Origin of the sequence: Streptomyces anulatus (assembly GCF_014650675.1) — a bacterium.
Classification (GTDB): Bacteria; Actinomycetota; Actinomycetes; order Streptomycetales; family Streptomycetaceae; genus Streptomyces; species Streptomyces anulatus.
In genome coordinates this window covers 1-15,367 of record NZ_BMVK01000027.1, presented here as the reverse complement: position 1 = coordinate 15,367, position 15,367 = coordinate 1, and the positions used below count along the sequence as shown (strand labels likewise).

The window sequence follows — 15,367 nt, the reverse complement described above, 5'->3', positions numbered from 1 at the left end:
GCCGAGATGAGCAAGAACATCAAGGGCGTCCTGGGCGAGAAGCTCGGCATGACCCAGGTCTGGGACGAGAACAACCGGGTTGTCCCGGTGACCGTCGTCAAGGCCGGGCCGTGCGTCGTGACGCAGGTTCGTACGAACGACAGCGACGGCTACGAAGCGGTCCAGATCGCCTTCGGCGAGATCGACCCGCGCAAGGTGAACAAGCCCCTCAAGGGTCACTTCGCCAAGGCCGACGTCACCCCGCGCCGCCACCTGGTGGAGCTCCGCACCCCTGACGCCAGCGAGTACACGCTGGGCCAGGAGGTCACTGCCGAGGTGTTCGAGTCCGGCGTCAAGGTTGACGTCACGGGCAAGAGCAAGGGCAAGGGCTTCGCCGGTGTCATGAAGCGTCACAACTTCAAGGGCCTCGGCGCCGGGCACGGCACCCAGCGCAAGCACCGTTCCCCCGGTTCCATCGGTGGCTGCGCCACCCCTGGGCGTGTCTTCAAGGGCATGCGCATGGCGGGCCGTATGGGTAACGAGCGCGTCACCACCCAGAACCTGACCATCCACGCGGTTGACGCGGAGAAGGGTCTGCTCCTCATCAAGGGCGCGGTCCCCGGTCCGAACGGCGGCCTCGTCCTGGTCCGTACCGCGGCCAAGGGGGCTTGAGGTAATGAGCACCATTGACATCCTTTCGCCGGCAGGCGACAAGGCCGGTACCGTCGACCTCCCCGCGGAGATCTTCGACGCGAAGACCAGCGTTCCGCTGATCCACCAGGTCGTTGTCGCTCAGCTGGCGGCTGCCCGTCAGGGCACGCACAAGACCAAGCGCCGCGGCGAAGTCCGCGGTGGTGGCAAGAAGCCTTACCGCCAGAAGGGCACCGGCCGCGCCCGTCAGGGTTCGACCCGCGCCCCGCAGTTCGCCGGTGGTGGCGTCGTCCACGGCCCGCAGCCGCGTGACTACTCGCAGCGGACCCCGAAGAAGATGAAGGCCGCCGCCCTGCGCGGTGCCCTCTCGGACCGGGCCCGTCACTCCCGTATCCACGTCGTCACCGGCGTGGTCGAGGGTGCCGCCTCCACGAAGGCCGCCAAGACGCTGCTCGGCAAGATCTCGGAGCGCCAGAACCTGCTCCTGGTCGTCGACCGCGCCGACGAGGCCGCGTGGCTGTCCGCGCGCAACCTGCCCCAGGTGCACATCCTGGAGCCGGGCCAGCTCAACACGTACGACGTGATCGTCTCTGACGACGTGGTCTTCACCCAGGCCGCTTTCGAGTCCTTCGTGTCTGGCCCCCAGACCGCTGAGACCGAAGGGAGCGACGCCTGATGAGCGAGGCGACCGTTACCAGCAAGACGTACTCGGACCCGCGTGACGTTCTCGTCAAGCCCGTGGTCTCCGAGAAGAGCTACGCGCTGCTCGACGAGAACAAGTACACGTTCATCGTCGCGCCCGGCTCCAACAAGACCCAGATCAAGCAGGCCGTGGAAGCGGTCTTCTCGGTCAAGGTCACCGGGGTCAACACGATCAACCGGCAGGGCAAGCGCAAGCGCACCAAGACCGGCTTCGGCAAGCGCTCCGACACGAAGCGCGCCATCGTGACCCTCGCCGAGGGCGACCGTATCGACATCTTCGGCGGCCCGACCTCCTAGCGGAGGTCGAGTCGTCCGGAATCGGACGAGGACTGAGAAATGGGTATCCGCAAGTACAAGCCGACGACCCCGGGCCGTCGTGGCTCCAGCGTCGCCGACTTTGTCGAGATCACGCGGTCCACGCCGGAGAAGTCGCTGGTCCGCCCTCTGCACAGCAAGGGCGGCCGTAACAACGCCGGTCGTGTGACCGTTCGCCACCAGGGTGGTGGCCACAAGCGCGCCTACCGCGTGATCGACTTCCGTCGTCACGACAAGGACGGCGTGCCGGCCAAGGTCGCGCACATCGAGTACGACCCGAACCGCACCGCGCGCATCGCGCTGCTGCACTACGCGGACGGCGAGAAGCGTTACATCGTCGCTCCCCGTGGCCTGTCGCAGGGTGACCGTGTCGAGAACGGTCCGACCGCCGACATCAAGCCCGGTAACAACCTGGCGCTGCGCAACATCCCGGTCGGTACGACCATCCACGCCATCGAGCTGCGGCCCGGCGGCGGCGCGAAGTTCGCCCGTTCCGCGGGTGCCTCCGTGCAGCTGCTGGCGAAGGAGGGCACCATGGCCCACCTTCGTATGCCGTCGGGTGAGATCCGCCTGGTCGACGCGCGCTGCCGCGCGACGATCGGCGAGGTCGGCAACGCCGAGCAGTCGAACATCAACTGGGGCAAGGCCGGCCGTATGCGCTGGAAGGGCGTTCGCCCGACCGTCCGCGGTGTCGCGATGAACCCGGTTGACCACCCGCACGGTGGTGGTGAAGGCAAGACCTCCGGTGGTCGTCACCCGGTCTCGCCGTGGGGTCAGAAGGAGGGTCGTACTCGTTCTCCCAAGAAGGCGAGCAACAAGTACATCGTCCGCCGCCGCAAGACGAACAAGAAGCGCTAGGAGCGGGTTTAGATGCCGCGCAGTCTCAAGAAGGGGCCCTTCGTCGACGGCCACCTCATCAAGAAGGTGGACGTACAGAACGAGGCAGGCACCAAGAACGTCATCAAGACCTGGTCCCGTCGCTCGATGATCGTCCCGGCCATGCTGGGTCACACCATCGCGGTGCACAACGGCAAGATCCACGTCCCGGTGTTCGTCACCGAGTCGATGGTCGGCCACAAGCTCGGCGAGTTCTCGCCGACTCGCACCTTCCGCGGCCACGTCAAGGACGACCGGAAGTCGAAGCGCCGCTAGCGCGGGGTGGAAACGACTATGACTTACACCGAAGGGACAACCATGGAAGCCAGGGCCCAGGCGCGGTACATCCGCGTCACGCCCATGAAGGCCCGCCGAGTGGTGGACCTCATCCGTGGCATGGATGCCACGGAGGCTCAGGCGGTCCTGCGTTTCGCCCCGCAGGCCGCGAGCGTGCCGGTTGGCAAGGTGCTGGACAGCGCCATTGCCAACGCTGCACACAACTACGACCACACCGACGCCTCTTCGCTGGTCATCAGCGAGGCGTACGTGGACGAGGGTCCGACCCTGAAGCGGTTCCGTCCGCGTGCTCAGGGCCGGGCCTACCGGATCCGTAAGCGGACCAGCCACATCACCGTGGTCGTCAGCAGCAAGGAAGGAACCCGGTAATGGGCCAGAAGGTAAACCCGCACGGGTTCCGGCTCGGCATCACCACGGACTTCAAGTCCCGCTGGTACGCCGACAAGCTGTACAAGGACTACGTCAAGGAAGACGTCGCCATTCGTCGCATGATGACGAAGGGCATGGAGCGGGCCGGCATCTCGAAGGTCGAGATCGAGCGCACCCGCGACCGCGTCCGCGTTGACATCCACACCGCCCGTCCGGGCATCGTCATCGGTCGCCGTGGCGCCGAGGCCGATCGCATCCGCGGCGAGCTGGAGAAGCTGACCGGCAAGCAGGTCCAGCTGAACATCCTCGAGGTCAAGAACCCCGAGGTGGACGCTCAGCTGGTGGCCCAGGCCGTCGCCGAGCAGCTCTCCTCCCGCGTCTCCTTCCGTCGTGCCATGCGTAAGAGCATGCAGAGCTCGATGAAGGCCGGCGCCAAGGGCATCAAGATCCAGTGCGGCGGTCGCCTCGGCGGCGCCGAGATGTCCCGCTCGGAGTTCTACCGCGAGGGCCGTGTGCCCCTGCACACGCTCCGTGCGAACGTCGACTACGGCTTCTTCGAGGCCAAGACGACCTTCGGCCGCATCGGCGTGAAGGTCTGGATCTACAAGGGCGACGTCAAGAACATCGCCGAGGTTCGCGCCGAGAACGCCGCGGCCCGCGCCGGTAACCGTCCGGCTCGTGGCGGCGCTGACCGCCCGGCCGGCCGCGGTGGCCGTGGTGGCGAGCGTGGCGGTCGCGGCCGTAAGCCGCAGCAGTCGCCGGCAGCCGAGGCCCCCAAGGCCGACGCTCCCGCCGCCGCTGCTCCGGCTGCTGAGAGCACCGGAACGGAGGCCTGACCGAAATGCTGATCCCCCGTAGGGTCAAGCACCGCAAGCAGCACCACCCGAAGCGCAGCGGTATGTCCAAGGGTGGCACGCAGGTTGCGTTCGGCGAGTACGGCATCCAGGCGCTGACCCCGGCGTACGTGACGAACCGTCAGATCGAGTCCGCTCGTATCGCGATGACCCGTCACATCAAGCGTGGCGGCAAGGTCTGGATCAACATCTACCCGGACCGTCCCCTCACGAAGAAGCCTGCCGAGACCCGCATGGGTTCCGGTAAGGGTTCTCCCGAGTGGTGGATCGCGAACGTCAAGCCGGGTCGGGTGATGTTCGAGCTGTCCTACCCGAACGAGAAGATTGCTCGTGAGGCGCTCACCCGCGCTGCTCACAAGCTTCCGATGAAGTGCCGGATCGTTCGGCGCGAGGCAGGTGAGTCGTGATGTCGGCCGGTACCAAGGCGTCCGAGCTGCGCGAGCTGGGCGACGAGGAGCTCCTCAACAAGCTCCGCGAAGCCAAGGAAGAGCTGTTCAACCTCCGCTTCCAGGCGGCGACGGGCCAGCTCGAGAACCACGGCCGGCTCAAGTCCGTCCGTAAGGACATCGCCCGGATCTACACCCTGATGCGTGAGCGCGAGCTGGGCATCGAGACGGTGGAGAGCGCCTGATGAGCGAGAAGACTGTGACTGAGACGAACACCGACCGCGGTTTCCGCAAGACCCGTGAGGGTCTGGTCGTCAGCGACAAGATGGACAAGACCGTCGTCGTCGCTGTCGAGGACCGCGTGAAGCACGCGCTGTACGGCAAGGTCATCCGCCGTACGAACAAGCTCAAGGCCCACGACGAGCAGAACAGTGCCGGCGTCGGCGACCGCGTCATCATCATGGAGACGCGTCCGCTGTCCGCCTCGAAGCGCTGGCGCATCGTCGAGATCCTCGAGAAGGCCAAGTAATTCCTGAGGGATTTTCCCCTCGGGTCAGTTCCGCCAGGCTCGGTGGGGTGCCTCTCCCGTAACGGAGAGGCACCCGCCGGGAACCGGCAGACGATCAGGAGATAGACGTGATCCAGCAGGAGTCGCGACTGCGCGTCGCCGACAACACGGGTGCGAAGGAAATTCTCACCATTCGTGTTCTCGGTGGCTCGGGTCGCCGCTACGCGGGTATCGGTGACGTCATCGTCGCCACCGTCAAGGACGCGATCCCCGGTGGCAACGTGAAGAAGGGTGACGTCGTCAAGGCCGTCATCGTTCGCACCGTCAAGGAGCGTCGTCGTCAGGATGGCTCGTACATCCGCTTCGACGAGAACGCCGCCGTCATTCTGAAGAACGACGGCGACCCCCGCGGCACCCGCATCTTCGGCCCGGTGGGCCGGGAGCTGCGCGAGAAGAAGTTCATGAAGATCATCTCGCTCGCGCCGGAGGTGCTGTAAGCATGAAGATCAAGAAGGGCGACCTGGTTCAGGTCATCACCGGTAAGGACAAGGGCAAGCAGGGCAAGGTCATCGTGGCCTACCCCGCTCAGGACCGCGTCCTCGTCGAGGGTGTCAACCGGGTCAAGAAGCACACCAAGGCCGGTCAGACGGCTCGCGGTTCGCAGACGGGTGGCATTGTCACCACCGAGGCCCCGATCCACATCAGCAACGTTCAGCTGGTCGTGGAGAAGGACGGCAACAAGGTTGTCACCCGCGTCGGCTACCGCTTTGACGACGAGGGCAACAAGATCCGCGTTGCCAAGCGGACCGGTGAGGACATCTGATGACTGCCACCACTGCGCCGCGTCTCAAGACGCGCTACCGCGAGGAAATCGCCGGCAAGCTGCGTGAGGAGTTCTCGTACGAGAACGTCATGCAGGTTCCCGGTCTGGTCAAGATCGTGGTCAACATGGGTGTGGGCGACGCCGCCCGCGACTCCAAGCTGATCGACGGTGCCGTCAAGGACCTCACCACGATCACCGGCCAGAAGCCGGCCGTCACCAAGGCCCGCAAGTCCATCGCGCAGTTCAAGCTGCGCGAGGGCCAGCCGATCGGCTGCCACGTCACCCTTCGTGGTGACCGGATGTGGGAGTTCCTGGACCGTACGCTGTCGCTCGCGCTTCCGCGTATCCGTGACTTCCGTGGCCTGTCGCCGAAGCAGTTCGACGGCCGTGGCAACTACACCTTCGGTCTCACGGAGCAGGTCATGTTCCACGAGATCGACCAGGACAAGATCGACCGGGTCCGGGGCATGGACATCACCGTGGTCACCACGGCGACCAACGACGACGAGGGTCGTGCCCTCCTTCGTCACCTCGGCTTCCCGTTCAAGGAGAACTGACCGTGGCGAAGAAGGCTCTGATCGCTAAGGCCGCCCGTAAGCCGAAGTTCGGCGTGCGCGGGTACACCCGCTGCCAGCGCTGCGGCCGGCCCCACTCCGTCTACCGCAAGTTCGGCCTGTGCCGCGTGTGCCTTCGTGAGATGGCTCACCGTGGCGAGCTGCCGGGCGTGACCAAGAGCTCCTGGTAACTCCCCTCTGCCCTCGGGCAAAGGGAAGTTCCGGAGACTCTCGGTAAGCATCTGGGTCGGCAGGAGCCCGTCCTTTCATGCCGTAGGCTTGAAGGGTTGGGCGCCTGCCGCCCAAGACCGACTTACTACGCCGTAGGTCCCCGCACCGCACCCGTCCCGCCACTGAGTGGGGAGAGGGATGGCGCATACAGGAAACCCCGGCGAGAGAGGCCGAAGGCCAACTCATGACCATGACTGATCCCATCGCAGACATGCTCACGCGTCTGCGTAACGCGAACTCGGCATATCACGACGATGTCTCGATGCCGCACAGCAAGATCAAGTCGCACATCGCGGAGATCCTCCAGCAGGAGGGCTTCATCACCGGCTGGAAGGTCGAGGACGCCGAGGTCGGCAAGAACCTCGTCCTCGAGCTGAAGTTCGGCCCGAACCGCGAGCGCTCGATCGCCGGCATCAAGCGGATTTCGAAGCCGGGTCTGCGTGTATACGCAAAGTCCACCAACCTGCCGAAGGTTCTCGGCGGCCTGGGCGTGGCGATCATCTCCACGTCCCACGGTCTCCTGACCGGCCAGCAGGCAGGCAAGAAGGGCGTAGGTGGGGAAGTCCTCGCCTACGTCTGGTAGTCGGGAAAGGAAGGAAAGCTCATGTCGCGAATCGGCAAGCTCCCCATCCAGGTTCCCGCCGGTGTGGACGTCACCATCGATGGCCGTACGGTCGCCGTGAAGGGCCCCAAGGGTTCCCTCACGCACACCGTTGCCGCGCCGATCGAGGTCTCCAAGGGCGAGGACGGCGTGCTCAACGTCTCCCGCCCGAACGACGAGCGTCAGAACAAGGCCCTCCACGGCCTGTCCCGCACGCTGGTGGCGAACATGATCACCGGCGTGACCGCGGGTTACTCCAAGGCGCTCGAGATCAGCGGTGTCGGTTACCGCGTCCAGGCGAAGGGCTCCAACCTGGAGTTCGCCCTGGGCTACAGCCACCCGATCCTCATCGAGGCTCCGGAAGGCATCACCTTCAAGGTCGAGTCGCCCACGAAGCTCAGCGTCGAGGGCATCGACAAGCAGAAGGTCGGCGAGGTAGCCGCCAACATCCGCAAGCTGCGGAAGCCCGACCCGTACAAGGCCAAGGGCGTCAAGTACGCGGGCGAGGTCATCCGCCGCAAGGTCGGAAAGGCTGGTAAGTAGCCATGGCATACGGTGTGAAGATCGCCAAGGGCGACGCGTACAAGCGTGCCGCCCTCAAGCGCCGCCACATCCGCGTCCGCAAGCACATCTCCGGTTCGCCGGAGCGTCCTCGCTTGGTCGTGACGCGTTCCAACCGCCACATCGTGGCCCAGGTCATCGACGACATCGCGGGCCACACGCTCGCGTCGGCGTCGACCCTGGACACCTCGATCCGTGGTGGCGAAGGTGACAAGAGCGCCCAGGCCCAGCAGGTCGGCGCCCTGGTCGCCGAGCGTGCCAAGGCCGCAGGCGTCGAGGCCGTCGTGTTTGACCGCGGTGGTAACCAGTACGCCGGGCGGATTGCCGCTCTGGCTGACGCCGCCCGTGAAGCCGGGCTGAAGTTCTAAGCCCCGGTTCCTACGCACAGCGGACGTAACAGAGAGAGGTAAATCCAATGGCTGGACCCCAGCGCCGCGGAAGCGGTGCCGGTGGCGGCGAGCGGCGGGACCGGAAGGGCCGTGACGGTGGCGCCAGCGCCGCCGAGAAGACCGCGTACGTCGAGCGCGTCGTCGCGATCAACCGCGTCGCCAAGGTTGTGAAGGGTGGTCGTCGCTTCAGCTTCACCGCGCTGGTCGTGGTGGGCGATGGTGACGGCACCGTCGGTGTCGGATACGGCAAGGCCAAGGAAGTTCCCGCGGCCATCGCCAAGGGTGTCGAAGAGGCCAAGAAGAACTTCTTCAAGGTCCCGCGCATCCAGGGCACCATCCCTCACCCGATCACGGGCGAGAAGGCTGCGGGCGTCGTTCTGCTCAAGCCGGCTTCCCCCGGTACCGGCGTTATCGCCGGTGGCCCGGTGCGTGCCGTGCTCGAGTGCGCCGGCGTTCACGACATCCTGTCGAAGTCGCTTGGCTCGTCCAACGCGATCAACATCGTGCACGCGACCGTGGCGGCCCTCCAGGGCCTGCAGCGTCCCGAGGAGATCGCGGCCCGCCGCGGTCTGCCCCTCGAGGACGTCGCCCCCGCGGCTCTGCTTCGTGCACGTGCGGGAGCGGGTGCGTAATGGCTCGCCTCAAGATCACGCAGACGAAGTCGTACATCGGCAGCAAGCAGAACCACCGCGACACCCTGCGTTCGCTCGGGCTCAAGCGCCTGAACGACTCGGTTGTCAAGGAGGACCGCCCCGAGTTCCGCGGAATGGTTCACACCGTCCGCCACCTCGTGACGGTTGAGGAGGTTGACTGACATGGCGGAGAACAGCCCGCTGAAGGCCCACAACCTCCGGCCTGCCCCGGGCGCCAAGACCGCCAAGACCCGTGTGGGTCGTGGTGAGGCGTCCAAGGGTAAGACCGCAGGCCGTGGTACCAAGGGTACGAAGGCTCGTTACCAGGTTCCGGAGCGCTTCGAGGGTGGCCAGATGCCCCTCCACATGCGTCTCCCGAAGCTCAAGGGCTTCAAGAACCCGTTCCGCACGGAGTACCAGGTCGTGAACCTGGACAAGCTCGCGACGCTCTACCCCGAGGGTGGAGAGGTCACGGTGGCCGACCTGGTCGCCAAGGGCGCTGTGCGCAACAACCACCTCGTCAAGGTCCTCGGACAGGGCGAGATCTCCGTGGCGCTGCAGGTTTCGGTTGACGCCGTTTCCGGCTCCGCCAAGGAGAAGATCACCGCCGCCGGCGGTACGGTCACCGAGCTCGTCTGAGCCGCGGGACAGAACTGAGCCTGGCCGGCTGCCTCTTCGGAGGTGGCCGGCCAGGCTTTTCTGTGTTTGTGCCGCTGTACGGGAACCGTAAAGGCTCGGGAAAGGTTGAACGGGTGTCCACCGCACCGGCGGTGGGGGAGCGGAGGGGCGTTCACGTCCCAAATGGTGTGGCTTGGCCGGTCTTTCGCGGCGCGGGCCGGGAGGCGGGCCGTGCACCGGTGTGCGGCGCGTGTTTCCTGCTCAGTCCCGGGCCGGGTAGGGTGGCGCCGTTAATCTTTTGTGGCCTCCTTACGATGTAGGGCTGCCTTGTATCCGATCCCATCCAGTCCCATCCAGACCCGTCGCCTCTGACGCATAGCGCGGGGGTCGCAGGAGGCACCGTGTTCACCGCGTTCGCCCGAGCGTTCAAGACGCCCGACCTGCGCAAGAAGCTGCTCTTCACGCTCGGCATCATCGTCATCTATCGGCTCGGGGCGCATGTCCCGGCCCCTGGCGTCGACTATACGAAGGTGCAGCAGTGCATCGACCAGGCCGACTCGGGTGGTCTCCTCGGTCTGATGCAGATGTTCAGCGGTGGCGCCCTGTTGCAGATCACCATCTTCGCGCTCGGCATCATGCCGTACATCACGGCGAGCATCATTCTCCAGCTGCTGACCGTAGTGATTCCACGGCTGGAAGCCCTGAAGAAGGAGGGGCAGTCCGGCACGGCGAAGATCACGCAGTACACGCGTTATCTGACGGTCGCGCTCGCCGTCCTCCAGGGCACCGGCCTCGTGGCCACCGCGCGCAGCGGTGCGCTCTTCCAGAACTGTTCCGTGGGCAGCCAGATCGTCGCGGACAAGTCGGTCTTCACCACGATCATCATGGTCCTCACGATGACCGCCGGCACGGCCGCCGTCATGTGGCTCGGTGAGCTGATCACCGACCGCGGCATCGGCAACGGCATGTCGATCCTGATGTTCATCTCGATCGCCGCCACGTTCCCCGGCGCCCTGTGGGCGATCAAGGAGAGCGGCAAGCTGGCCGACGGCTGGATCGAGTTCGGCACGGTCATCCTCATCGGCTTCGTGATGGTCGGCCTCGTCGTCTTCGTCGAGCAGGCCCAGCGCCGGATCCCGGTGCAGTACGCGAAGCGCATGATCGGACGCAGGTCCTACGGCGGTACGTCCACGTACATCCCGCTGAAGGTGAACCAGGCGGGTGTGATCCCGGTCATCTTCGCCTCGTCGCTGCTCTACATTCCCGCGCTGATCGTCCAGTTCTCGAACTCGCAGGCCGGCTGGGCGACCTGGATCACGGACAACTTCGTCGGGCAGAACGAGCCGTATTACATGGTGGCGTACTTCCTGCTGATCGTCTTCTTCGCCTTCTTCTATGTGGCCATCTCGTTCAACCCCGACGAGGTCGCCGACAACATGAAGAAGTATGGTGGCTTCATCCCGGGTATCCGCGCAGGTCGTCCTACTGCCGAATACCTGAGCTACGTGCTCAACAGGATCACTTGGCCAGGCTCGCTGTACCTGGCCCTGATCGCTCTTGTGCCGACGATGGCGTTGGCGGGCTTCGGCGGTGCGAACGCGAACTTCCCGTTCGGCGGGACGAGCATCCTCATCATCGTGGGTGTGGGTCTGGAAACCGTGAAGCAGATCGAGAGTCAGCTCCAGCAGCGCAATTACGAAGGGTTCCTCCGCTGATGCGAATCGTCCTCGTCGGGCCTCCGGGTGCCGGCAAGGGAACGCAGGCTGCGTACCTTGCCCAAAACCTCTCGATTCCGCACATCGCCACGGGCGACCTCTTCCGCGCCAACATCAGCCAGGGCACCGACCTTGGCAAGCAGGCCCGCGCCTACATGGACGCAGGCCAGCTGGTGCCGGACGAGGTCACCATCGGGATGGCCAAGGACCGTATGGCCCAGTCGGACGCCGTGGGCGGCTTCCTGCTGGACGGCTTCCCGCGGAACGTCGGCCAGGCCGAAGCCCTTGACGTGATGCTCAAGGACGAGGGCGTGAAGCTGGACGCGGTCCTCGATCTCGAGGTTCCCGAGGACGAGGTCGTGAAGCGGATCGCGGGTCGCCGCGTCTGCCGCAACAACAGCGCGCACGTCTTCCACCTGACGTACAACCCGCCGAAGACCGAGGGCGTCTGCGACGCCTGCGGCGGCGAGCTGTACCAGCGGGACGACGACAGCGAGGAGACGGTCCGTACCCGGCTGGAGGTCTACCACACGCAGGCCGAGCCGATCATCGACTACTACCGGGCCCAGGGCCTCGTGGTGACCATCTCCGCGCTGGGCAAGGTCGCGGACGTGACCGCCCGCGCCATGGAGGCGCTGAAGACCTCCGACGAGGGCTGAGCGTCACCACCGCACCACCCGTAGTGCAAGCCGGCCGCGGCGCCTCAGGGCGCCGCGGCCGACTGCTTGCGCCCGTATCGTTGAACCCGCCGAGCCGTACCCGTCACCGTCGATACAGAGAGGCGCCGAGCAATGGTGCAGATCAAGACCCCCGAGCAGATCGCGAAGATGCGCGAGGCGGGCCTCGTGGTCGCTGCCATTCACGCCGCCACCCGTGAGGCGGCCGTTCCCGGGGCCACCACGCACGACCTGGACCAGGTCGCCCGCAAGGTGATCGCCGACCACGGCGCCAAGTCGAACTTCCTCGGTTACGGCGGGTTCCCCGCGACCATCTGCACCTCGGTCAACGAGGTCGTCGTCCACGGCATCCCGGACGAGAAGACGGTCCTGAAGGACGGCGACATCATCTCGATCGACGCCGGCGCGATCGTCGACGGCTGGCACGGCGACGCGGCCTACACGGCCTTCGTGGGCACCGGTCACGCTCCGGAGCTGATCGAGCTCTCCCGGGTGACCGAGGAGTCCATGTGGGCCGGGATCGCCGCGATGAAGGTGAACAACCGCCTCGTCGACATCTCCAAGGCGATCGAGTCCTACATCCGCCGCCAGCCCCGCCCGGCGACCGGCAAGTACGGGATCATCGAGGACTTCGGCGGCCACGGCATCGGCACCGAGATGCACATGGACCCGCACCTGCTGAACTACGTCTCCCGCAAGCGCGGCAAGGGCATCAAGCTGGTCCCGGGCGTCTGCCTGGCGATCGAGCCCATGGTCTCGCTCGGCACGGCGCGGACGGAGACCCTGAGCGACGACTGGACGGTCATCACGACGGACGGCACCTGGTCCTCGCACTGGGAGCACTCCATCGCGCTGACCGAGCAGGGCCCCCTGGTCCTGACCGCCCCGGACTGCGGCAGGGCGAAGCTCGCCGAGTACGGGATCGAGGCGGCTCCCGACCCTCTCGGGTGATGTGACCCCCCGGGGAGGTCTAAGGATCACCCCGGCTGGGCAAACTTGACGGATTCGTCTTTTGGAGTCCGCTGACGTAGACTGACTCGTCGGCTCTCGTGCATCAGTGTGCCCGCATATCAGCACACCGATAAGCAAGAGCCGATCAAGGTAGCCGATTCGAAAGGCGAAGCGTGGCCAAGAAGCAAGGTGCCATCGAGATTGAGGGCACCGTGATCGAGTCCCTCCCGAACGCAATGTTCAAGGTGGAGCTCCAGAACGGTCACAAGGTCCTGGCGCACATCAGCGGCAAGATGCGGATGCACTACATCCGTATCCTCCCGGATGACCGGGTCGTGGTGGAGCTCTCTCCGTACGACCTGACGCGTGGCCGGATCGTCTACCGCTACAAGTAGATCTTGCCGGCACCCCGTTTCGGCGGGTGATGGCACTGACCCGGAGAACCTGACATCCCATGAAGGTCAAGCCGAGCGTCAAGAAGATCTGCGACAAGTGCAAGGTGATCCGCCGTCACGGTCGGGTCATGGTCATCTGCGACAACCTGCGCCACAAGCAGCGCCAGGGCTGACGCACGACCGCCTGCATCTCGCAGTTCTTCGCGCGACGCACGTAATTCGTACATACGCAGTGCCCGTCCAAGCCACGGCTGACGACACCTCCGGCGGGGGCCGGGGACCCGGACGTACCACCACTCCTCGTGAGCGGTCGGCGGTCGGGAGTGGCGCTGCGGAAGACCCCCGATCTAACAACTGGAGCCATTGAATGGCACGCGTTTCAGGTGTTGACATCCCGCGCGAAAAGCGCGTGGAGGTTGCCCTCACCTACGTCTTCGGTATCGGGCGCACCCGGTCCAAGGAGATCCTCGCCAGCACCGGCGTGAACCCGGACGCCCGCGTTCGCGACCTTGCCGAGGAAGACCTCGTCAAGATCCGCGAGTACGTGGACGCCAACCTCCGCACCGAGGGTGACCTCCGCCGCGAGGTCCAGGGCGACATTCGCCGCAAGATCGAGATCGGCTGCTACCAGGGCATTCGTCACCGCCGTGGTCTGCCGGTCCACGGTCAGCGCACCAGCACGAACGCGCGTACCCGCAAGGGCCCGCGTCGCGCCATCGCCGGTAAGAAGAAGCCGGGCAAGAAGTAGTCCTCAGCGGACGCACTGCGGACCTCCGGTTCTCCGGAACCCGCAGCAACCAGCGGTCTTCGCTGTAGGACCGATCACCTCCCCTCTCCATCTGGAGTCAAGACATGCCCCCCAAGGGTCGTCAGGGCGCAGCCAAGAAGGTGCGTCGCAAGGAAAAGAAGAACGTCGCTCACGGGCACGCGCACATCAAGAGCACGTTCAACAACACCATCGTCTCGATCACGGACCCCTCGGGCAACGTGATCTCCTGGGCCTCCGCCGGCCACGTCGGCTTCAAGGGCTCGCGCAAGTCCACCCCCTTCGCCGCGCAGATGGCCGCCGAGTCGGCCGCCCGCCGCGCGCAGGAGCACGGCATGCGCAAGGTCGACGTCTTCGTCAAGGGTCCCGGCTCCGGCCGTGAGACCGCGATCCGCTCCCTCCAGGCCACGGGCCTCGAGGTCGGTTCGATCCAGGACGTCACCCCGACGCCGCACAACGGCTGCCGTCCGCCGAAGCGTCGCCGCGTCTGATGCGTCGCGGCCGGTGACGGCCGTGCGTCAGTAGCGTCCGGTCCGGGCGGTACGCCTCATTCGGGGCGTACCGCCCGTACCCTTGTTACATCTGTCGGGCATCAAATAGTGGGTGCCCACGACTGAAGGATCACCGCATGCTTATCGCTCAGCGTCCGTCGCTGACCGAAGAGGTCGTCGACGAGTTCCGCTCCCGGTTCGTGATCGAGCCGCTGGAGCCGGGCTTCGGTTACACCCTCGGCAACTCCCTCCGCCGCACCCTCCTCTCCTCGATCCCCGGTGCCGCTGTCACCAGCATCCGGATCGACGGGGTCCTGCACGAGTTCACCACCGTGCCGGGCGTCAAGGAGGACGTGACCGACCTCATCCTCAACATCAAGCAGCTGGTCGTCTCCTCGGAGCACGACGAGCCCGTCGTGATGTACCTGCGCAAGCAGGGCCCGGGTCTGGTCACCGCCGCCGACATCGCGCCCCCGGCCGGTGTCGAGGTGCACAACCCCGACCTCGTTCTCGCCACGCTCAACGGCAAGGGCAAGCTGGAGATGGAGCTGACCGTCGAGCGCGGTCGCGGCTACGTCTCCGCCGTCCAGAACAAGCAGGTCGGCCAGGAGATCGGCCGGATCCCGGTCGACTCCATCTACTCGCCGGTGCTCAAGGTCACGTACAAGGTCGAGGCGACCCGTGTCGAGCAGCGCACCGACTTCGACAAGCTGATCGTCGACGTCGAGACCAAGCAGGCCATGCGTCCCCGTGACGCCATGGCGTCGGCCGGTAAGACCCTGGTCGAGCTGTTCGGTCTGGCGCGCGAGCTCAACATCGACGCCGAGGGCATCGACATGGGCCCGTCCCCGACGGACGCCGCGCTCGCCGCCGATCTCGCCCTGCCGATCGAGGAGCTGGAGCTCACCGTTCGGTCGTACAACTGCCTCAAGCGCGAGGGCATCCACTCCGTGGGTGAGCTGGTGGCCCGTTCCGAGGCGGACCTGCTCGACATCCGCAACTTCGGCGCCAAGTCGATCGACGAGG

28 protein-coding genes are annotated in these 15,367 nt (G+C 65.8%); all 28 read left to right on the top strand.

Annotated elements, in window-relative coordinates:
• Positions 1 to 6 precede the first annotated feature (6 nt).
• On the top strand, positions 7 to 651 hold the full coding sequence (gene rplC / locus IE272_RS36825; protein WP_003966960.1) for a 50S ribosomal protein L3: 645 nt from the start codon (positions 7 to 9) through the stop codon (positions 649 to 651).
• 4 nt (positions 652 to 655) lie between these two features.
• On the top strand, positions 656 to 1,306 hold the full coding sequence (gene rplD, locus IE272_RS36820; protein ID WP_003966959.1) for a 50S ribosomal protein L4: 651 nt from the start codon (positions 656 to 658) through the stop codon (positions 1,304 to 1,306).
• Entirely contained in the window at positions 1,306 to 1,629 is a 324-nt protein-coding gene (gene rplW / locus IE272_RS36815; protein WP_007446738.1) for a 50S ribosomal protein L23, read from the top strand. The genes rplD and rplW overlap by 1 nt, the downstream gene beginning before the upstream one ends.
• Positions 1,630 to 1,668: 39 nt before the next feature.
• Positions 1,669 to 2,505 (top strand): 50S ribosomal protein L2, encoded by an 837-nt coding sequence (rplB, locus tag IE272_RS36810; protein ID WP_003966957.1) that lies wholly within the window; start codon positions 1,669 to 1,671, stop codon positions 2,503 to 2,505.
• A 12-nt stretch (positions 2,506 to 2,517) separates the two neighbouring features.
• Positions 2,518 to 2,799, top strand: coding sequence for a 30S ribosomal protein S19 (gene rpsS / locus IE272_RS36805; RefSeq protein WP_003966956.1), 282 nt, complete (start codon positions 2,518 to 2,520; stop codon positions 2,797 to 2,799).
• Between the two features lie 42 nt (positions 2,800 to 2,841).
• Positions 2,842 to 3,189: a 50S ribosomal protein L22 gene (gene rplV / locus IE272_RS36800; protein ID WP_004571827.1), complete on the top strand. Its 348-nt coding sequence runs from the start codon at positions 2,842 to 2,844 to the stop codon at positions 3,187 to 3,189.
• Positions 3,189 to 4,025: a 30S ribosomal protein S3 gene (gene rpsC, locus IE272_RS36795; protein WP_007446736.1), complete on the top strand. Its 837-nt coding sequence runs from the start codon at positions 3,189 to 3,191 to the stop codon at positions 4,023 to 4,025. The genes rplV and rpsC overlap by 1 nt, the downstream gene beginning before the upstream one ends.
• 5 nt (positions 4,026 to 4,030) lie before the next feature.
• Positions 4,031 to 4,450: a 50S ribosomal protein L16 gene (gene rplP, locus IE272_RS36790; protein ID WP_003966953.1), complete on the top strand. Its 420-nt coding sequence runs from the start codon at positions 4,031 to 4,033 to the stop codon at positions 4,448 to 4,450.
• Positions 4,450 to 4,674 (top strand): 50S ribosomal protein L29, encoded by a 225-nt coding sequence (gene rpmC, locus IE272_RS36785; RefSeq protein WP_003966952.1) that lies wholly within the window; start codon positions 4,450 to 4,452, stop codon positions 4,672 to 4,674. Before rplP ends, rpmC begins: the two co-directional genes overlap by 1 nt.
• The gene (gene rpsQ, locus IE272_RS36780) at positions 4,674 to 4,958 is read left to right on the top strand and encodes a 30S ribosomal protein S17 (RefSeq protein ID WP_018960204.1); all 285 of its coding nucleotides are present in this window, start codon (positions 4,674 to 4,676) and stop codon (positions 4,956 to 4,958) included. Before rpmC ends, rpsQ begins: the two co-directional genes overlap by 1 nt.
• A gap of 107 nt (positions 4,959 to 5,065) precedes the next feature.
• On the top strand, positions 5,066 to 5,434 hold the full coding sequence (rplN, locus tag IE272_RS36775; RefSeq protein WP_003966950.1) for a 50S ribosomal protein L14: 369 nt from the start codon (positions 5,066 to 5,068) through the stop codon (positions 5,432 to 5,434).
• A 2-nt stretch (positions 5,435 to 5,436) separates the two neighbouring features.
• A complete protein-coding gene (gene rplX / locus IE272_RS36770; RefSeq protein WP_007446729.1) occupies positions 5,437 to 5,760 on the top strand; it encodes a 50S ribosomal protein L24 in 324 nt (107 codons plus the stop codon).
• Positions 5,760 to 6,317 (top strand): 50S ribosomal protein L5, encoded by a 558-nt coding sequence (rplE, locus tag IE272_RS36765; RefSeq protein WP_003966948.1) that lies wholly within the window; start codon positions 5,760 to 5,762, stop codon positions 6,315 to 6,317. Before rplX ends, rplE begins: the two co-directional genes overlap by 1 nt.
• A 2-nt stretch (positions 6,318 to 6,319) precedes the next feature.
• The gene (locus tag IE272_RS36760) at positions 6,320 to 6,505 is read left to right on the top strand and encodes a type Z 30S ribosomal protein S14 (protein ID WP_003948630.1); all 186 of its coding nucleotides are present in this window, start codon (positions 6,320 to 6,322) and stop codon (positions 6,503 to 6,505) included.
• Positions 6,506 to 6,729: 224 nt separating this feature from the next.
• Complete coding sequence (gene rpsH, locus IE272_RS36755) at positions 6,730 to 7,128, top strand: 30S ribosomal protein S8 (RefSeq protein WP_007446728.1); 399 nt, start codon at positions 6,730 to 6,732, stop codon at positions 7,126 to 7,128.
• Positions 7,129 to 7,149: 21 nt separating this feature from the next.
• A complete protein-coding gene (gene rplF, locus IE272_RS36750) occupies positions 7,150 to 7,689 on the top strand; it encodes a 50S ribosomal protein L6 (protein WP_007446727.1) in 540 nt (179 codons plus the stop codon).
• A 2-nt stretch (positions 7,690 to 7,691) separates the two neighbouring features.
• Positions 7,692 to 8,075 (top strand): 50S ribosomal protein L18, encoded by a 384-nt coding sequence (gene rplR / locus IE272_RS36745; RefSeq protein WP_015610732.1) that lies wholly within the window; start codon positions 7,692 to 7,694, stop codon positions 8,073 to 8,075.
• A 47-nt stretch (positions 8,076 to 8,122) separates the two neighbouring features.
• Complete coding sequence (rpsE, locus tag IE272_RS36740) at positions 8,123 to 8,728, top strand: 30S ribosomal protein S5 (protein WP_003966944.1); 606 nt, start codon at positions 8,123 to 8,125, stop codon at positions 8,726 to 8,728.
• On the top strand, positions 8,728 to 8,910 hold the full coding sequence (gene rpmD, locus IE272_RS36735) for a 50S ribosomal protein L30 (protein WP_003966943.1): 183 nt from the start codon (positions 8,728 to 8,730) through the stop codon (positions 8,908 to 8,910). Before rpsE ends, rpmD begins: the two co-directional genes overlap by 1 nt.
• Position 8,911: 1 nt before the next feature.
• Positions 8,912 to 9,367 carry a 50S ribosomal protein L15 gene (gene rplO, locus IE272_RS36730; RefSeq protein WP_003966942.1) on the top strand — a complete coding sequence of 152 codons (456 nt, stop codon included), beginning with the start codon at positions 8,912 to 8,914 and terminating at the stop codon, positions 9,365 to 9,367.
• A gap of 380 nt (positions 9,368 to 9,747) precedes the next feature.
• Entirely contained in the window at positions 9,748 to 11,061 is a 1,314-nt protein-coding gene (gene secY / locus IE272_RS36725; protein WP_007446723.1) for a preprotein translocase subunit SecY, read from the top strand.
• Positions 11,061 to 11,720: an adenylate kinase gene (locus IE272_RS36720; RefSeq protein WP_190010049.1), complete on the top strand. Its 660-nt coding sequence runs from the start codon at positions 11,061 to 11,063 to the stop codon at positions 11,718 to 11,720. The genes secY and IE272_RS36720 overlap by 1 nt, the downstream gene beginning before the upstream one ends.
• Before the next feature lie 132 nt (positions 11,721 to 11,852).
• The gene (gene map / locus IE272_RS36715) at positions 11,853 to 12,689 is read left to right on the top strand and encodes a type I methionyl aminopeptidase (protein WP_190010047.1); all 837 of its coding nucleotides are present in this window, start codon (positions 11,853 to 11,855) and stop codon (positions 12,687 to 12,689) included.
• 173 nt (positions 12,690 to 12,862) lie between these two features.
• A complete protein-coding gene (infA, locus tag IE272_RS36710) occupies positions 12,863 to 13,084 on the top strand; it encodes a translation initiation factor IF-1 (RefSeq protein WP_003956442.1) in 222 nt (73 codons plus the stop codon).
• 59 nt (positions 13,085 to 13,143) lie between these two features.
• Positions 13,144 to 13,257, top strand: a complete 114-nt coding sequence (gene rpmJ / locus IE272_RS36705) for a 50S ribosomal protein L36 (RefSeq protein WP_003956441.1) — start codon at positions 13,144 to 13,146, stop codon at positions 13,255 to 13,257.
• A gap of 194 nt (positions 13,258 to 13,451) precedes the next feature.
• A complete protein-coding gene (gene rpsM, locus IE272_RS36700) occupies positions 13,452 to 13,832 on the top strand; it encodes a 30S ribosomal protein S13 (protein WP_007446719.1) in 381 nt (126 codons plus the stop codon).
• Positions 13,833 to 13,936: 104 nt separating this feature from the next.
• Positions 13,937 to 14,341: a 30S ribosomal protein S11 gene (gene rpsK / locus IE272_RS36695; RefSeq protein WP_003956432.1), complete on the top strand. Its 405-nt coding sequence runs from the start codon at positions 13,937 to 13,939 to the stop codon at positions 14,339 to 14,341.
• Positions 14,342 to 14,478: 137 nt separating this feature from the next.
• Positions 14,479 to 15,367, top strand: an 889-nt coding sequence (locus IE272_RS36690) for a DNA-directed RNA polymerase subunit alpha (protein ID WP_190010045.1), incomplete at its 3' end; no start/stop codon positions are given.

What these genes read in the sequence shown, in the direction of transcription:
- rpsM (WP_007446719.1), top strand. Translation starts at nt 13,452, where the DNA reads ATGGCACGCGTTTCAGGTGTTGACATCCCGCGCGAAAAGCGCGTGGAG.
- rplW (WP_007446738.1), top strand. Translation starts at nt 1,306, where the DNA reads ATGAGCGAGGCGACCGTTACCAGCAAGACGTACTCGGACCCGCGTGAC.
- rplB (WP_003966957.1), top strand. Translation starts at nt 1,669, where the DNA reads ATGGGTATCCGCAAGTACAAGCCGACGACCCCGGGCCGTCGTGGCTCC.
- rpmJ (WP_003956441.1), top strand. Translation starts at nt 13,144, where the DNA reads ATGAAGGTCAAGCCGAGCGTCAAGAAGATCTGCGACAAGTGCAAGGTG.
- IE272_RS36720 (WP_190010049.1), top strand. Translation starts at nt 11,061, where the DNA reads ATGCGAATCGTCCTCGTCGGGCCTCCGGGTGCCGGCAAGGGAACGCAG.
- rpmC (WP_003966952.1), top strand. Translation starts at nt 4,450, where the DNA reads ATGTCGGCCGGTACCAAGGCGTCCGAGCTGCGCGAGCTGGGCGACGAG.
- rpsK (WP_003956432.1), top strand. Translation starts at nt 13,937, where the DNA reads ATGCCCCCCAAGGGTCGTCAGGGCGCAGCCAAGAAGGTGCGTCGCAAG.
- rplC (WP_003966960.1), top strand. Translation starts at nt 7, where the DNA reads ATGAGCAAGAACATCAAGGGCGTCCTGGGCGAGAAGCTCGGCATGACC.
- rplD (WP_003966959.1), top strand. Translation starts at nt 656, where the DNA reads ATGAGCACCATTGACATCCTTTCGCCGGCAGGCGACAAGGCCGGTACC.
- rplR (WP_015610732.1), top strand. Translation starts at nt 7,692, where the DNA reads ATGGCATACGGTGTGAAGATCGCCAAGGGCGACGCGTACAAGCGTGCC.
- rplX (WP_007446729.1), top strand. Translation starts at nt 5,437, where the DNA reads ATGAAGATCAAGAAGGGCGACCTGGTTCAGGTCATCACCGGTAAGGAC.
- rplO (WP_003966942.1), top strand. Translation starts at nt 8,912, where the DNA reads ATGGCGGAGAACAGCCCGCTGAAGGCCCACAACCTCCGGCCTGCCCCG.
- rpmD (WP_003966943.1), top strand. Translation starts at nt 8,728, where the DNA reads ATGGCTCGCCTCAAGATCACGCAGACGAAGTCGTACATCGGCAGCAAG.
- rplP (WP_003966953.1), top strand. Translation starts at nt 4,031, where the DNA reads ATGCTGATCCCCCGTAGGGTCAAGCACCGCAAGCAGCACCACCCGAAG.
- rplE (WP_003966948.1), top strand. Translation starts at nt 5,760, where the DNA reads ATGACTGCCACCACTGCGCCGCGTCTCAAGACGCGCTACCGCGAGGAA.
- rpsS (WP_003966956.1), top strand. Translation starts at nt 2,518, where the DNA reads ATGCCGCGCAGTCTCAAGAAGGGGCCCTTCGTCGACGGCCACCTCATC.
- rpsH (WP_007446728.1), top strand. Translation starts at nt 6,730, where the DNA reads ATGACCATGACTGATCCCATCGCAGACATGCTCACGCGTCTGCGTAAC.
- rpsQ (WP_018960204.1), top strand. Translation starts at nt 4,674, where the DNA reads ATGAGCGAGAAGACTGTGACTGAGACGAACACCGACCGCGGTTTCCGC.
- map (WP_190010047.1), top strand. Translation starts at nt 11,853, where the DNA reads ATGGTGCAGATCAAGACCCCCGAGCAGATCGCGAAGATGCGCGAGGCG.
- rpsC (WP_007446736.1), top strand. Translation starts at nt 3,189, where the DNA reads ATGGGCCAGAAGGTAAACCCGCACGGGTTCCGGCTCGGCATCACCACG.
- rplV (WP_004571827.1), top strand. Translation starts at nt 2,842, where the DNA reads ATGGAAGCCAGGGCCCAGGCGCGGTACATCCGCGTCACGCCCATGAAG.
- rplF (WP_007446727.1), top strand. Translation starts at nt 7,150, where the DNA reads ATGTCGCGAATCGGCAAGCTCCCCATCCAGGTTCCCGCCGGTGTGGAC.
- rpsE (WP_003966944.1), top strand. Translation starts at nt 8,123, where the DNA reads ATGGCTGGACCCCAGCGCCGCGGAAGCGGTGCCGGTGGCGGCGAGCGG.